At 41.9% G+C, this 16,081-nt stretch carries 10 protein-coding genes and 1 tRNA gene; 7 read left to right on the top strand and 4 right to left on the bottom strand.

The genetic code is table 11. The features are described from left to right. Nucleotides 1-14 precede the first annotated feature (14 nt). Complete coding sequence (locus BUR11_RS11755) at nt 15-1,946, top strand: AAA domain-containing protein (protein ID WP_074224995.1); 1,932 nt, start codon at nt 15-17, stop codon at nt 1,944-1,946. A 126-nt stretch (nt 1,947-2,072) separates the two neighbouring features. Here BUR11_RS11755 and BUR11_RS11750 read toward each other — a convergent pair whose 3' ends face one another. From BUR11_RS11750 to BUR11_RS11735, 4 genes are all read right to left on the bottom strand, one after another. Continuing rightward, nucleotides 2,073-2,612, bottom strand: coding sequence for a DUF4924 family protein (locus tag BUR11_RS11750; protein ID WP_074224994.1), 540 nt, complete (start codon nt 2,610-2,612; stop codon nt 2,073-2,075). A gap of 201 nt (nt 2,613-2,813) precedes the next feature. Further along, nucleotides 2,814-4,286: an efflux transporter outer membrane subunit gene (locus tag BUR11_RS11745; protein WP_084560943.1), complete on the bottom strand. Its 1,473-nt coding sequence runs from the start codon at nt 4,284-4,286 to the stop codon at nt 2,814-2,816. Beyond that, entirely contained in the window at nt 4,283-7,474 is a 3,192-nt protein-coding gene (locus BUR11_RS11740; protein WP_074224992.1) for an efflux RND transporter permease subunit, read from the bottom strand. Before BUR11_RS11740 ends, BUR11_RS11745 begins: the two co-directional genes overlap by 4 nt. Before the next feature lie 145 nt (nt 7,475-7,619). Then, a complete protein-coding gene (locus tag BUR11_RS11735) occupies nt 7,620-8,774 on the bottom strand; it encodes an efflux RND transporter periplasmic adaptor subunit (protein ID WP_074224991.1) in 1,155 nt (384 codons plus the stop codon). 355 nt (nt 8,775-9,129) lie between these two features. Here BUR11_RS11735 and lepA point away from each other — a divergent pair, with 355 nt between their 5' ends. From lepA to BUR11_RS11710, 6 genes are all read left to right on the top strand, one after another. Beyond that, nucleotides 9,130-10,923, top strand: coding sequence for a translation elongation factor 4 (lepA, locus tag BUR11_RS11730; protein WP_074224990.1), 1,794 nt, complete (start codon nt 9,130-9,132; stop codon nt 10,921-10,923). Between the two features lie 269 nt (nt 10,924-11,192). Further along, complete coding sequence (locus tag BUR11_RS11725; protein ID WP_074224989.1) at nt 11,193-12,077, top strand: bifunctional 5,10-methylenetetrahydrofolate dehydrogenase/5,10-methenyltetrahydrofolate cyclohydrolase; 885 nt, start codon at nt 11,193-11,195, stop codon at nt 12,075-12,077. A 78-nt stretch (nt 12,078-12,155) separates the two neighbouring features. Then, nucleotides 12,156-12,239 (top strand) — tRNA-Leu (locus BUR11_RS11720). A gap of 281 nt (nt 12,240-12,520) precedes the next feature. After that, a complete protein-coding gene (locus tag BUR11_RS21100) occupies nt 12,521-12,724 on the top strand; it encodes a hypothetical protein (protein WP_143185926.1) in 204 nt (67 codons plus the stop codon). 223 nt (nt 12,725-12,947) lie between these two features. Continuing rightward, entirely contained in the window at nt 12,948-13,496 is a 549-nt protein-coding gene (locus BUR11_RS11715) for a DsrE family protein (protein WP_074224988.1), read from the top strand. A 37-nt stretch (nt 13,497-13,533) separates the two neighbouring features. After that, complete coding sequence (locus BUR11_RS11710) at nt 13,534-16,071, top strand: ATP-binding protein (RefSeq protein WP_143185924.1); 2,538 nt, start codon at nt 13,534-13,536, stop codon at nt 16,069-16,071. Nucleotides 16,072-16,081 lie beyond the last annotated feature (10 nt).

Genomic DNA, 16,081 nt, shown 5'->3' with positions numbered 1-16,081 from the left:
TAAAATACGGATAGATGCCAAATATCAAGGAAGAATTAAAAAATGGACTGAAACTGCTGAAGTTAGAATGGCAGGAAGACCTCGCTCAATACAAGAAAAAATTCTTAAATACTTCTTTGGCAGATAAGAAAAAAGAAGGGATTACCTGGCATCCAATCCAATTGAAAAAGAGTAAGATAAGGATGGGGGAACGATTGTTGGTAGAGGTGGAACGATTCGACTCCAACCAACCATCTGCCTTTAATTCCGGAAAATCTGTATCATTTTTTACCACTCAGGATAGTTATCAAAGTGCGGAACATCGTGTAAACGGAGTGATCAATTTTGTTAAGAAAAATACCATGACGGTCACGCTTCAGGTAGATGAAATCCCGGAATGGATGGAAGGGAATAGACTGGGAGTCGATTTACTGTTTGATGAAGCTAGCTATCGGGAAATGGAGTTTGCCTTAAAGAAGGTGATTTCTGGAGAAAATCAACGGGTAGAAGAATTGACTGAAATTTTTCTTGGAGAAAAAGCCCCCCAGTTTTCAGAAAAGCCACAGCTACTAAATAAGTCCTTAAATGATTCCCAGAATGAAGCTTGTTTCAAAATAGCCAATGCCAAAGATGTAGTCATTGTGCATGGCCCTCCGGGTACCGGGAAAACCACTACCTTGATTGCAGCCATAGAGCAGGCAGTGATTGCGGGACAATCCATCTTAGTCTGTGCGCCAAGTAATGCCGCAGTGGACCTGTTGGTTGAAAAATTAATAGATAAAGGAATAGAGACCTTGCGATTGGGACACCCTGCACGTGTGGAGGAGAAAATCTTGAATCAGACCTTGGATGCCAAAACAGCTAACCATGCGAGCTACAGAGATCTTAAAAAGCTACGTAAAGAAACCGATCAGTACTTAAAATTGGCCAAGCAGTACAAGCGCAACTTTGGCCCAGAAGAGCGAGCGCAGCGCAAGTTAATGTATGCAGAAGTGAGCAGAATCAGAGAAGCAGCCAAATCTCTGGAAGAATACATCCAATACGATATTTTTCAACAGACCAAAGTCTTTGCGAGTACCTTGGTAGGAGCCTCCGCTTATAGTTTGAAAGGGATGGAATTTGATGTGGTATTTATAGATGAAGCTGCACAAGGACTGGAAGCAGCAACTTGGATTCCGATCTTAAAGGCCAAAAAAGTGGTTTTTGCCGGTGATCACTGCCAGCTTCCTCCAACCATCAAATCCTATCAGGCCGCTCAAGAGGGCTTGGCTAAAACACTTTTTGAAAAAGTAATAACCAGAAAACCGCAGGCTACGCAGATGTTGCAGGTACAATATCGGATGCCAGAAGATATCATGGGCTTTTCCAATGATCAGTTTTACAAAGGGGAACTCCAGGCAGCTGAGAATACAAAATCCCATGTTTTTCCAGGAGAAGAAACCAATCCTATTGAATGGATCGATACAGCTGGAGCTGGATTCACGGATCAAAAAGAAGAGGAAAGCCTCAGTACATTTAATCCTGAAGAGGCTGCTTTTACTTGCCGCTATTTGAATGAGATAATAAAACGAATCGGGATTGCTAATTTCAAACAGGAAGGTTGGACCATTGGCCTGATTGCGCCTTATGGAGCGCAAGTCCGTTTGCTAAGATCCTTGATTTTTGAGGGATATGATTATCCTAACCTGAAGGCGTTTTCGGATATGATTACCATTGATACTGTAGATGGATTTCAAGGGCAGGAGCGGGACCTGATGTTGATATCATTGACCCGGTCCAATGAAAGAGGAGAGATTGGTTTTTTGGCAGACGAGCGAAGGATGAATGTGGCTTTGACACGTGCAAAAAGAAAACTGGTACTCATAGGAGATAGCAGCACCCTGGCTCAAAATAACTTTTTCGATAAGCTATTGGCCTATTTTGAAAAGAAGGGTGGCTATAAGAGTGTATGGGAGTATATCACCTAATCTCAACTAGTTTTTATTCCTTCCTCCATTGATCTTATAGATCAAATACCCAATCCCTACCACAAAGTGAAGAGCTAAAATCCCTACGACTATATAAATGGTGGTATTACTCAAATTTAGAAGAGCTTAGTTCTCGGGCAAGGAGTGCACTGTATGGTAATAGCGGCTTAGGTAAGACAAGACATCCCCATAGGCTTCAGCAGATTTTAACTGTTCATCAGAGACTTTTTTTCCTAAAAGCCGGCAAAGTAACAATCCATAAATCCCATTTAAGCAAATCTGAATCTCATTACCCAAGTCTTTTCCCTCTGCCTGCATGACCGCATTTATGATAAATGGTTTTACTTTGGAATAAGCCTCGAAATAGGTGCCATCCGTTTTCAATAAATTCCAATGGATTCTAGCCAATTCCCCCACCAATTGATTGAGTTCCTTCAAATGCCCTTTTTCTAGAATTTGTTGAGCATTCATTTGATCCAATAAGGATAAATACCAATCGGATATTTCAGCTTTTTCCTCTTCAGAAACGGGATACTTTTCTACTACATATTGCTTGATTTCGGCTGGATTTCCTTGGTAGGATCTTATCAGGTCTTCCATTTGATACATGTAAATAATGTATTCTGCTATGTTTTGAGCTTTTTTGTTTTCTGCTACCGATTTCATGGTGCAAAGGTAAGAAAAGATTGTTTTTTGTTTTTCTTTCGCTAATAGGAAAAGTACCCCAGCTTTGTAAGGTATGATGTCATTCTAAGCACTTGAGAGACGAGAGTCTCGAAATCGAAGCGTCCTTGACTCTCTCTTCCTGACGGACAGGCCGGCTCTCGGACTGCCCCTAGTTTTATTTTGGGTTTAACCAGACATTTTTCATTCCCCATCCACTTGCCAACCGCCACCAAGGCTTCTGTATAATTCTACTTTGGCCAAAGCCAATTGCATTTTTAACTGTACCACTTCCAGCTGGTTTTGGAGTGCGTCCTCTTGGGCATTGATGATTTCCAAGTAATTCGCAAAGCCACTTTGAAAGAGCAAAAATGCATCAGTCATACTCTTGGTAGTCGTTCTTAACCGCTCTTGGGCAATATCATATTCCTCTTGAAGCTTTTCAATATTAACCAATGCACTGGATACTTCACTAATGGCAGTATTCACTTTGTCTCGGAAGTCCAATTCAGCTATCTCACGTTCCTTGATCGCAATACGGTGGTTGGTCTTTAATTTTCTGTTTTGGAAAATAGGCTGGAACAAAGCCCCATTGATCAAGGCAAATCCAGAACTGAATGGATCCAATACATTCCCAAAACTCATGGAGTTTAGCCCGGCACCCGCGTTAATGGTTAAAGAAGGGTATTTCATGGCCTGGGTGATCCCAACTTTTGCATTGGCAGCTACTAGATTATACTCTGAAGCAGCCACATCAGGTCGGTTTTGAATCAAGTCGATCGGTACCCCGGTACTGAATCGGTGATCTAATGCCAGCTGGTCCAGTACTCCCTCCAGTTCGATTTCAGAAGGTACATTTCCCAACAAATTGTTTAATTTATTTTCCTGGATGATATAGGCTTTTTCCAATTGAGGGATCAATGCCTTGGCTCGTAACATCTGGGACTGGGTTTGCTGAACAGCCAAGGATGTGTTCTCGCCAGCATCGTACTGAAGCTTGACGATTTTTAAGGTGTTTTGGCTGAGGCTGTAGTTTCTTTCTGCCACGGTCAACTGGGATTTCAGCATCAACATATTGAAATAGGTCGAAGAGATCTCCGAAACCAAAGCCGTTTGAAGTGCTTTTTGAAATTCTGCCGTTTGCATATATCTGGCTTGGGCAGCTTCTTTTTGCCATCTTAATTTACCCCAAATGTCAATTTCCCAACTTGCTTGCAACGCTACCGCATAAGCTAAATTTTCGGTATATAGCGTTCTGGGAACCCCATCTGGATGGTTTCTCCTTGCTCTATTCGAGCCGTAATTATTGTAGTTTTCTGAATAATATTCCCGGGTAAATCTTGCGGGATTGGACCCAAGGCTAGGTAAGAAATTGGCTTTAGTTTGCAGGAAGCTTTCACTTGCAATTTCAATTTGCTTTCTGGCTTTTTGCATGTCAAAATTTCCTGAAAGCGCCGTGTCGATCAGAGAATTCAACGTGGAGTCCTGGAAGAAATCTTCCCAAGAAATCAGAGCGATTTGTTCATCCCCGACAAATACACTGTCCTGCAGTTTTTCGCTACCATAGAATTCATCGGGTAAATCCGTTTCAGGTCGGGTATAATTCTCTCCGACTTTGCAGCTTACCGCCACGATAAGCAATAAGAAAAGGGGTATTAATCTCTTAGTGTACATCATTGTTCTGCGGTTTCTACTTTTTTACTGGTAGTCAAAGTGAATCTATCCTGTAGCTGTTGGAAAAGATAGGCCAATACAGGGATGAAAATAAGTCCTAGTGAAATCCCAAAAATCATTCCCCCGGCAGTACCAATACTGACTGACTTGGTGCCTTCAGCAGAGGAGCCCACAGAAAACATCAAAGGAACCAACCCCGCTGTAAAGGCAAATGAGGTCATCATAATAGGTCTCAATCGCAATTCACAGGCTTCTATGACCGCCTCAAAGACAGGTAGTCCAGCTCTTCTTTTTTGTGCCACGAACTCTACAATGAGGATGGCATTCTTTGCCAAAAGACCAATCAGCATAATCAGTCCCACCTGGACATAAATATTGTTATCTATGCCTACCAAATTTATGGAAGCGAAAATCCCCAGGATACCTGCTGGCAAGGAAAGAATCACGGCCATAGGAAGCCAGAAACTTTCGTACTGTGCTGCCAGAATGAAATAAGTCAGGATGATACTGATGATGAAAATCGTGGTGGTACTGGAGCCAGATTTCTTTTCCTCCAAACTCATCCCTGTCCATTCAAAACCAAGGTTGGCAGGAAGTTTATCTTCGCTGAATTTCTCCAACATATCCATGACATCACCCGTGCTGTACCCTTGAGCTGGTGTAATGTTAATTCTGGCTGCATTGTATAGATTGTACCTAAATACCGTCTCCGGTCCATACGTTTGTTCAAGACTTACAAAGGAGCTAAGCGGCACCATTTCTCCTTTGTCATTTTTGACCATGATTGAATTAATGGCATCGGGGGTTTCCCGGTATTGGATGTCCGACTGCATGTATACCATGTATTGACGGGTGAATCGGTTGAAGTCACCCACTCGGGTTCTACCGAAATTAGACTGGATGGTAAACATCATGTCTTTTACACTGACCCCTAAAGCTTTTGCTTTTTCATAGTCGATGTTCAGTTTGAACTGAGGGAAATTGGTATTGTAGGAAGTAAAGGCTTTTTCGATTTCTTTTTGTCTGGAAAGTTCCGCTACAAACTCATGGATCAACACTCCAAACTCAGCCAAATCCCCATCAGAATAATCCTGAAGAACAATCTGAACCCCATCGAAATTACCAAAACCCTGTACCGTCGGTCTTGGATACATATTGATTTTGGCTTCATTCAATACGCTGAGTTTTTTGGTCAAATGCTTGACCACTTCCTGGATATCAGAAATGTCTCCTCGATCAGAAACTTCTTTCAGTTTCACATAGCCCAGCCCTGTTGAAGCACTTTCTGAATCATCCACAATATTGTAACCAGAAACCGTGTTGACGCTAGCAACAGCCGGTTCCAAGTGTAGTAAAGAGTCTGCCTGTCTGAGCAACTGGTTCGTTCGGTAGAGGGAAGAACCTTCCGGCATGGATAATGAGAAAATCAGGAAGTTGTCATCTTCGGTAGGGATAAAACCTTTGGGCGTATTGGAAGCCAAGAAATAGGTAAGTCCAGTTACGATGACCAATCCCCCTACGGTCCACCATTTACGAAGGATGGCCCATTTGATTAATCGGATGTATTGAAAGGTAAACTTATCAAAAACGGAGTCAAATTTCTTTAAGCTTTTGGTCTTGATAGACTTGATTTTGTCCATCTTCTCAGACTCTTTGATCTTTCCGATCAGGTTGTTTTTAGCAGGTTTTTTCTCCTTTTTCTTACCTAAAATCAAGGCGCTCAAAACAGGGACCAAGGTCAATGCATTGATCGCTGAAATCAAAACCGCAAAGATGATGGTGAAAGCAAATTCCTTATAGAATACCCCCACTGGTCCATCCAAGAATCCTGCAGGTAAAAATACGGCGGCAATCACAATGGTAATGGAAATAATCGCTCCGGTGATTTCTGACATGGCTGCGTTGACCGCATCCAATACCTGCATTCCTTGATCGTGGATTTTTTCGTAAATCGCCTCAATCACCACAATGGCATCATCCACCACAATACCGATTGCCAACACGATGGAGAACATACTGAGCACATTCATGGTGGCTCCGATTAATTGGAGAAAAAAGAACGTACCAATCAATGAAACGGGGATAGAAATTGCCGTGATGATGGTCGCTCTAAAATCTTGTAGGAAGATAAATACGACCAAAAAAACCAATACAAATGCCTCTATTAAAGTTTGTCGCACATGGTGCATGGACTCATCAATTTGGTCACGCACACTATAGGTGATTTTGTAATGAATTCCTTCTGGGAATGCCTTGGCCTGCTCTTCCATGATTTCGCGAACAGCCTTGTCAATTTCCACTGCGTTGGCTCCTTGTTGCTGTACAATATCAATGGTGACTGCAGATTTACCATCCAGTTTATTTTCACTGGCATAGTTCGATGCTCCGAACTCCAGTCGGGCCACATCCTTTAATCGAAGTTGGGATCCGTCTTCCTCAGATTTAATGACGATGTTTTCATATTCTTCAGGTTCACTGAACCGTCCACTATGTTTTAATACAATCTCAAAAGTTTCTTCTGAATTTTCACCAAACCTACCGGGAGCCGCTTCAAAACTTTGGTCTCTTACTTCATTTAACACCTCTCTAGGAGTCAATCCATAGAGCGCCAGTTTTTCTGGATTGAGCCAAATTCGCATGGCATAATCCCGGGAACGCAAGATGGACGCTTCTGCAATACCGCCCACACGTTTTAACTCTCTGCGGATTTTCATCCGGGTGTAGGCATTTAGGAAAGTCTCGTCATAATCATCACTTTCACTGTAGATGTTGATGGTCATCAAAGATCCTTTCAAGCGTTTCAACACGACAATACCTGCTTCCCTCACCTCGGCAGGGATTTGTTCCATGACTTTCGAAATCCTGTTTTGAATTTCTACAGCAGCAACATTGGGATCGGTTCCGGGTTCAAAGTACACGGTAGACCGACCTCTTCCAGAGTTAGTTGCCGTGGAGTTGACATAACTCATATTTTCTGCTCCGTTGATGGCTTCCTCCAGCGGTAATAGCACTGAATTGGCTACGGTCTCTGCATTGGCTCCAGGGTAATATACCTGCACACTGACACTAGGAGGCGCGATTTCGGGAAATCGCTCAACGGGAAGCATGGTCATGCTCGCTGCACCGGCCAATACCAATAGAATGGAGATTACCAATGCCAATACTGGCCTTTGTATAATGTTTTTTATCATGCGACTTTCAGGATATACCTAGATAAAAAATGAGCATCTCCTAACAAGGGTCAGCAACCCCAATTCCAGGAGGAAAGGGTAAATGTCTAGGTGTCATGTTAGATGGTCTAAGCTTTCACTAAGGATAGGCTACAGCTTGTCTGAATTAATTTTGTGTAAGTAATTGTCCTTGTTCCAAAGGTTTTATAAGAACGCCTTCACTGAGTTTATCGAGTCCTGCCGTAACGATTCGGTCATTTGCTTTCAAAAGATCTCCGCTTACGATAAAATCATTTCCAGATCTGCCTTCAATCGTAATTTCTTTTCTAGAAACAGTATTGTCTTCATTCAATACATAGATAAACCGTTTGTTTTGAATGGAAGTAGTTGCAGATTGAGGAACCAATATCGCGTTAGGATAAATCTGTTCCATCAGGATTTTGCCAGTATTACCAGTTCTCAATAAGGTGTCAGGATTTTCAAAATGGGCACGTAAAGTAATAGAACCAGTTGATCGGTTGATTTGACCTGAATTGGCATCTATTGTTCCCACTTTATCATACACACTACCATCAGCTAAGACCAGCTTCACGTCTGGATTCATTTTTTTGGAAGTGGAGTCCTTTTTCATTCGTTCAAAGTAGAGGTAATCAGACTCACTCATTGAAAAATACACATAGATCTCACTCACATTGGATAGGACAGTCAATGGCGTGTCATCTGATTTTTTAACTACGTTACCTATCGATTTTGGAATTCTCCCCATCAAACCATCCACAGGAGCTTTGATCGTGGTAAACTCCATATTGATTCGCATGTTAGCGGCCTCTGCTTCTGCTTTCGCCAAGGAAGATTGCGCTACCTCATAATCAGCAATAGTAGTCTCCATTCGAACTTCTGAGATCACTTCATTTTCGATTAGTGGACGTAATCTGTCAATTTCGGTTTTTGCTTTCCGTAGTCTTGCTTTTTCAAGCTCTACATTGGCAAGCGCATTTTTTAAGTCCTCCATATATGGTTGACTATTGATTTTGAACAATGCATCTCCTTTATTGACGTATTGGCCTTCATCCACATAGATTTCTTCCAATATTCCTTCAACTTGGGGTCTTATTTGAACATTTTCAACTCCTTCAATGGAACCTAGATATTTATAGGAAATAGCTGCTGGTTCCTCTTTCAAGGTAAGTACAGGTAAAGGGATTCCTTCCTCTTTTACCTCAGTTTCCTCGCAACCGTAAAACCCGAAACTTGCTGTAAGACAGCCAAGGATGACGGCGAAAGATTTAAGCCTGTATGTGTTGATAGATAAATAGTTCATGTCTAATAGGTGGTCTATGTCCTGTTAACAGTTGGTTTTGCTATGGATTTAGAAATAATCATACCACGGCCTAATGAGGTAGGTTCAAGAGCCTAATAGCTGATTTTCAGGGGGTAGCATAGATAAAATACAAAAAAAGTGGGTATTTTTTGCTGATTTTTGGGGAATATTTCCTCAGATTTTAGGCAAAAGCAGGGGTGAAATCAAAAATTGGATAGGATCAGTCCAATTACTTCCTCATCCTGAGTATGTTGTTTTAACATTTTTTAAAGAGAAGCGCTATAATAAGTAAGCTTTTAAGAAAGCGATAAAAATAAAAGCGATAAGCCTATTTTTTACTACTTTTGCCCCCAGAATGGATATGCAAAAAATTAGAAATTTCTGTATCATCGCCCATATTGATCATGGGAAGAGTACACTGGCGGATAGGTTACTGCAGGAAACCCAGACGGTCGCAGATCGGGATATGCAGAATCAGTTGTTGGACAACATGGATTTGGAGCGTGAGCGAGGGATCACCATTAAGTCTCATGCGATTCAAATGAGATATACTCATGAGGGAGAAGTGTATACACTCAACCTGATAGATACTCCGGGCCATGTGGATTTTTCCTATGAGGTTTCCCGTTCCATAGCAGCTTGCGAAGGAGCCCTGTTGATTGTGGATGCTTCACAAGGTATCGAAGCCCAAACAATTTCCAATTTGTATTTGGCTTTGGGACATGACCTAGAAATTATTCCTGTCCTTAATAAGATTGACCTTCCAGGAGCAGATCCCGAGGCAGTGGCGGATGAGGTGATTGATTTGATAGGTTGTGACCGAGAAGATATCATTCTGGCGTCTGGAAAAACCGGGATCGGGATAGATGATATCCTCAAAGCAGTGGTTACTAGAATCCCTGCACCTAAAGGAGACCCAGAAGCGCCTTTACAGGCGATGATCTTTGACTCAGTATACAACCCTTTCCGAGGCGTTGAAGTAATCTTCCGAATTTTCAATGGTACTTTCTCCAAAGGAGATAAAATCAAATTTGTGAATACAGGCAGAGAATATGAGGCGGATGAAATCGGAATCTTAGGTTTGAATCAAATACCACAGCAAACCATGAGTGCAGGTAATGTAGGTTACTTGATCTCAGGGGTAAAAGTGGCAAAAGAGATTAAAGTAGGGGATACAATAACCCACATTAAGAGACCTTGTGAAAAAGCAATCCAAGGGTTTGAAAATGTGAAACCCATGGTGTTTGCAGGTATTTATCCTGTAGATACCACTGATTATGAAGAACTCAGAGCTTCCATGGAAAAGCTTCAACTCAATGATGCTTCTTTGGTTTGGGAACCTGAAACTTCCGCGGCATTGGGCTTTGGATTCCGTTGTGGATTCCTTGGAATGCTTCATATGGAGATCATTCAGGAGCGATTGGAGCGTGAATTTGATATGACCGTGATTACCACGGTTCCATCTGTGCAGTTCAAAGCTTTGATGACCGATGATTCCTACAAATTGATCAATGCACCTTCTGATATGCCTGATCCAACCCGGATGAAACATATCGAGGAGCCTTATGTGAAAGCTTCGATTATTACAGCCTCCGAATATGTGGGGTCCGTGATTACTCTTTGTATGGAGAAGCGAGGCCAGATCAAAAACCAAGTTTATTTGACAGCAGATCGAGTGGAATTGACATTCGATATGCCTTTGGCAGAGATTGTCTTCGACTTCTTTGATAAATTAAAAACCATTTCTAGAGGATATGCCTCTTTGGATTATGAATTGATCGGCTATAAGGTTTCTCATATGGTGAGGTTGGATGTGATGTTGAATGGAGAACCAGTAGATGCGCTTTCAGCGGTGGTTCATAGGGATAAAGCTTATGAATGGGGAAAGAGACTTTGCGAGAAGTTGAAAGAACTGGTGCCAAGACAAATGTTTGAGATTGCGATTCAGGCAGCTATTGGAACCAAGATCATTGCTCGTGAAACGGTCAAGGCATTACGTAAAAACGTGTTGGCGAAATGTTATGGTGGTGATATTTCCCGTAAGCGTAAATTGTTGGAAAAGCAGAAGAAAGGTAAAAAGAGAATGAGGCAAGTCGGAAACGTAGAAGTGCCTCAGGAAGCGTTTATGGCGGTATTGAAACTCGATTAGGAAGTTCGGAGGGAGAATTGGGAAGTTTGAGTTAGGAAGTAAGGGATGGGAAGTTGGAATACGATCTACAATATTTGAAGTACTAGTTACAAAGCCAGAGTAATGAAGCTAGATCTTCAAAATAGAGTACATAAAGTAAAAAAGTTATCAACTGATTTCGATCTTTAAGAGAAGTATTGAAACAGCAGAAATGAAAAGTAATTAAATATTGAATGTCCGGCATCGACTAATTAGAATCGACGTTAGACCTGCTAAAACTTAAATGTATAATGGCCACAATTATTGACGGAAAACTAACCTCCTCACAAATCAAATCCGAAATTGCTGCTCGCGTAAGTGAAATCAAGGCCGAGGGAGGAAAGACCCCTCATTTGGCTGCGATCCTGGTAGGAACTGATGGCGCTAGCCAAACCTATGTAGGAGCGAAAGTAAAAGCTTGTGAAGAGTGTGGTTTCGATTCTACTCTGGTTCGTTTGGAAGATACGGTATCTGAAGAAGAACTTTTGAAAGTAGTGGAGGATATCAATGAAAACCCCTCCATTGATGGATTGATAGTACAATTGCCTTTGCCGAAACATATCTCTGTGGAGAAGGTGACTGATAAAATCAAACCTGAGAAAGATGTAGATGGGTTTACACCAGCCAACGTAGGTAGAATGGCTTTGAATTGGCCTGCTTATGTAGCGGCTACTCCTTATGGGATCATTGAGTTATTGAAAAGATATGAGATCGAGACTTCCGGTAAGAATTGTGTGGTGATCGGAAGAAGCCATATTGTAGGTAGCCCTATGAGTATTTTGATGGCTAGAAACGGATACCCTGGCAATGCAACTGTCACGTTGACTCACAGCCGCACCAAGAATCTGGAAGAGATTGCGAAGTCTGCTGATATTTTGATTGTTGCCTTGGGAAAACCTCATTTTGTTACTGCTGATATGGTGAAGCCAGGGGCAGTAGTCATTGACGTGGGAATCCATAGAATTGAAGATAGCAGCAAGAAATCAGGATTCAGGTTGGTAGGAGATGTGAAGTTTGATGAGGTATCCGAGATCGCTTCCGCAATTACTCCAGTTCCTGGAGGGGTCGGCCCGATGACCATTGCTTCTTTGCTTTACAATACCTTATTGGCAGCCGAGAAGAAAGTTTACGGGTAAACGAAAAAATAATTGGAAAAGCTTGAGGGAAGGGGTTGCTTCGAATGGGCAACATTTCTACTTTTGCTGACCCTAACCGCGCACGTGGTGAAACTGGTAGACACGCCATCTTGAGGGGGTGGTGCATTAAGTTGTGTGGAGGTTCGAATCCTCTCGTGCGCACGAAAGCTTCCGAATTAGTTCGGGAGCTTTTTTTTGCTCAACCTTTAAGGTTTTCAAAACCTCGAAAGTTTATGCCCTTCAAATATTTAAAGCCATTTTCTAACCTCAAAGCTGCAGATTAAGCTGAAAAAAGGATGGTAACGTCACTGCGAGGCCAAAGGCCGAAGCGGTCTCATTTTTTAAAAGTAAATCTCCCGCAAAGAAGCAAAGTCGCAAAGTTTTTTTTAGCCATTTCGGTCAGACGGAGAAATCTCCATTAATTAAAAAACAGTGGTCGTAGGATGGAAGATAGAGGTCGGGAAAGGCAATTGGAAGTGATCAGTAGCAGTGGTCAGTGGTCAGCTTGCCTTCCGAAGATAGGCTGGCGGTATGCAGTTTGGATCGTTATTGCGAGCGGAGCTTGGCAATCTCATTTCCGTAAGTCTGGATTGCCACGTCGGCTTTGGAGCTTCCCTGCCTATCGGCAGATAGGCTTGCATTGTTGATACTAATACAAGTTTTCTGGATTATGCTTATCTCGTAATCAAAAGTTTGTCAGGGGACGAATATTCATATTTGAATTAACCCTTTGCGGCTACGCGCCCTTGCGGGAGGCTATTAATTTCAAATAGAGAAACTCTCATCTAGAAATCTTAAGTAGAAATTTCCACCAATGGCCACCCATTTCCCCTATAAAATTCCTACTTTTTCGGGCTAATAAAATTTCCTATGAATCTACTATTGAGAGCAGCTCTTTTCTCAGCTGCGCTTTTGCTAATTACCCAAGTTTCATTTGCCCAATCAGAAGCACAATTTCCTTTAGTCAAAGGTTTTGGAGGGATTTATGAAGTTCCTGATGCGACGGAACGTCCGGATCCAGGTTTGGATTACAAAATCATTGTAGACTTATCAACTGGGGCGGAAAACCCTAAAGAAATCAGTAGATGGGTGGATAATATTGCTCGTTTAATGAATCTACATGGTTTGGCAGGTGTGAAGCAAGAACAGATGCATGTGAAAGTTGTGATTCATGGAGGAGCAATCTTTACTGCAACTACGGATGAAAACTATCAGTCTCGGTATCAGGTAGAAAATCCTAACCTCAAAGTATACCAAGCATTAAAGGATGCAGGCGTAGAATTCTATGTATGTGGACAGTCCATGAGAGCCCGTGGGCTTACCAAAAAGGATATTTGGCCAGGGATAGAAATAGCCCATTCAGCCTTGACCACTCTTACTACCTATGTCCCTCAGGGATATACAATGCTCAAATTTTAAATACTTGGAATAATTATTGGTAATTTTGGAGGATAGAATGAAAAAAGTCAATCCTCCTTCCAAGACCGCCAGAAAAGTCGTGATCGGATTTTTCTTTGCTGCCATCTTTTTGATTGGTGTGGCAGGACTGACTTATTATACCCTAAATCGTCTGGTAGATACGGTGGCAGAATTGGCTCAGCCCAACCAGAAATTAAATTTACTGAGTGAGCTACAGTCGGAGATTTTTCAGATTACCCAAATCGAACAGGTAGACCAAGGAGGAGATTTTAGGGTGCAGGATTCTACTATGAATTCCCTGAATGCCAAACTCATTCAGTTAAATGAATGGGCTTCCGATACCTTGGAGGAATCCAATATTAGAAGTATCCGAGAAAATTTAATTGCCTTGGTGGCTGGGTACAAAGACCTCTATGAGGTAAAAAAGAATCTTGCCGATCGGAATTTTACCCAGGAAGCACTTCGTAAGGTAGAATTGGGTATTCGGAGGAGAGCAGCTGATGCAGAGACAGAGCCCTTGATCACACTTCGTCCAAGAGATATCATCCTAGATGAATTGGAACAGCAAAACGCGACCCGACAAGAGCTTCCCAAAAATCAGGAGTTGCAAGTGGGTAGGGTATCGCCGGAGGAAATTTCCCGAGAGGAAGACAAACTGGTAAACTACCTTCGAAATCTTCAAAAGCAGAATACCCGCACCAATTCCACCCAACCATTTACCATTGATAGCATCCTTTACAATATCAAAGGAGTTATTAGCAGGATATATAGAGAAGAATCTTACCAAAGACAAAAGTTGGCCACGCTGGAGGCAGATCTTTCTCAAAAGCAAAGTGAGATTGTTGGAACCATTCAGGAATTGCTGGTCACCTTACAAAGAAGGACGATCGAAGAATCCAATGACCAGAACAATGCTGCTTATGGGCTTGCCAATGATGTGACTTATTTTTTAGTGTTGGTGGTAGTTCTGGCAGTGTTGGCTTCTGCATTATTGGTGTATTCGATATTGAAAGAGATTCGACTCAATAGAACATACCAAGAAAACCTATTGATTTCCCAGCAAAAGGCAGAACAGTTGGCTAAATCCAAGCAGGAATTTTTGGCAAATATGAGTCATGAGATCCGTAATCCTTTGCATGTGATCCAAGGATATCAATCTGTATTGGAAAAATCAGAATTAGATTCCGCCCAGCAGTCTTATTTGAGAATGATCGGTTTTGCTTCCCAGACATTGATGGAAATTGTGGACGATGTCCTCGATTTTTCTAAGCTGGAGGCAGGAAAGCTAAAACTGGAATACACGGCTTTTGACCCAGTACGATTATTTAGTGCCCTTCAAAAATTCTATGAGCTTCAAGCAACAGAGAAAAAGCTGGGCTTTTATTGGTCCTTAAAGCTTCCTGAAGATAAATGGTTAGAGGGAGATCAACTTCGATTGAAGCAAATCCTGAACAACCTCTTGTCAAATGCCTTTAAATTTACCCAAGAAGGTTCGATTCATGTGGCTGTAGAATGGTCAGAAAATCAGCTAGTTGTGGAGATAAGGGACACTGGGATAGGGATGAGTAAAGAGGTGCTGGAAAAAGTCTTCTTAGAGTTTGATCAGGCGGATAACTCGATTTCCAGAAAATTTGGGGGTACTGGACTTGGGTTGGCAATCGTACATCGATTGGTGATGTTGATGAATGGTGAAATTGATACCCAGAGTGAAGAGGGAGTTGGAACCAATATCAAGATCTCTTTGCCAATGGAAACTACCCCAGCTCAAGAACCTGAAGTTGACCAGGAAGAACTCAATTACATTGACTTGGAAGGGAAAAATGTATTATTGGTTGATGATGATAAAGTGGGGCTTCGGTATTTGGAGACCATCTTTTCCTACTTTGGTGCCAATGTGATCGCCTATCCTGGAGGAGCCACTTTTAGAGATGAATTTGAAGAGATTGATATTGATTTGGCGATCATTGATATTCAGATGCCAGAATTTTCTGGATTTGATGTTGTGAAATCCTTAAGATCCATTGCTGCTTATCAAACACTTCCAATTTTAGCCATGACAGCCAATGTTTTTGTGGAGGAAAAGGAAAAAATGATGAGAGAGGGGTTCAATGAGCTCTTATTCAAACCATTCCAAGAAAGAGCATTGGTGGCTTGTTTAAGTAGAGTATTCCCAGACCGGGCTACCAAAGGACAGCCCATCAATCCGGAACCGAATGCTGATAAGCATGATCATTTTGACTTAAAAGATATGAGAAGGTTCTGCATGGGAGATGAGGACCTCTTGATGGATATTTTGAAGGATTTGATCAAGGATACTCAAAATGACATGACCAAACTGAAGAAGGCAAGGCTAAATGATCGTTGGGATCAGGTTTTGGAAATATGCCATCAGTTAGGAAGCAGGCTTGGACAAATTAAAAGCCCAAGTGGGGAATTAGCCAGGAAGGTAGAGAATAGCCTGAAGTTGGGTACCCATAACGGGATGGAAGATGTCCTTAATCTCTTGGATATTGAAGTGAAAAACCTATTGGCAGCTCTCTCAGATCTGGTGTATGCCCCAGAGAGCTACTCTTAAATAAGTTTGT

This window comes from Algoriphagus halophilus, assembly GCF_900129785.1.
GTDB classification, from domain to species: Bacteria; Bacteroidota; Bacteroidia; order Cytophagales; family Cyclobacteriaceae; genus Algoriphagus; species Algoriphagus halophilus.
Note: the sequence above shows the minus strand (reverse complement) of the source record. Positions and strands in the feature narration are given on the sequence as shown.

Excerpts from the sequence above, each read along its gene's own strand:
- BUR11_RS11755 (WP_074224995.1), top strand. The coding sequence starts at position 15 with ATGCCAAATATCAAGGAAGAATTAAAAAATGGACTGAAACTGCTGAAG.
- BUR11_RS11750 (WP_074224994.1), bottom strand. The coding sequence starts at position 2,612 with ATGAAATCGGTAGCAGAAAACAAAAAAGCTCAAAACATAGCAGAATAC.
- BUR11_RS11745 (WP_084560943.1), bottom strand. The coding sequence starts at position 4,286 with ATGATGTACACTAAGAGATTAATACCCCTTTTCTTATTGCTTATCGTG.
- BUR11_RS11740 (WP_074224992.1), bottom strand. The coding sequence starts at position 7,474 with ATGATAAAAAACATTATACAAAGGCCAGTATTGGCATTGGTAATCTCC.
- BUR11_RS11735 (WP_074224991.1), bottom strand. The coding sequence starts at position 8,774 with ATGAACTATTTATCTATCAACACATACAGGCTTAAATCTTTCGCCGTC.
- lepA (WP_074224990.1), top strand. The coding sequence starts at position 9,130 with ATGGATATGCAAAAAATTAGAAATTTCTGTATCATCGCCCATATTGAT.
- BUR11_RS11725 (WP_074224989.1), top strand. The coding sequence starts at position 11,193 with ATGGCCACAATTATTGACGGAAAACTAACCTCCTCACAAATCAAATCC.
- BUR11_RS21100 (WP_143185926.1), top strand. The coding sequence starts at position 12,521 with ATGGAAGATAGAGGTCGGGAAAGGCAATTGGAAGTGATCAGTAGCAGT.
- BUR11_RS11715 (WP_074224988.1), top strand. The coding sequence starts at position 12,948 with ATGAATCTACTATTGAGAGCAGCTCTTTTCTCAGCTGCGCTTTTGCTA.
- BUR11_RS11710 (WP_143185924.1), top strand. The coding sequence starts at position 13,534 with ATGAAAAAAGTCAATCCTCCTTCCAAGACCGCCAGAAAAGTCGTGATC.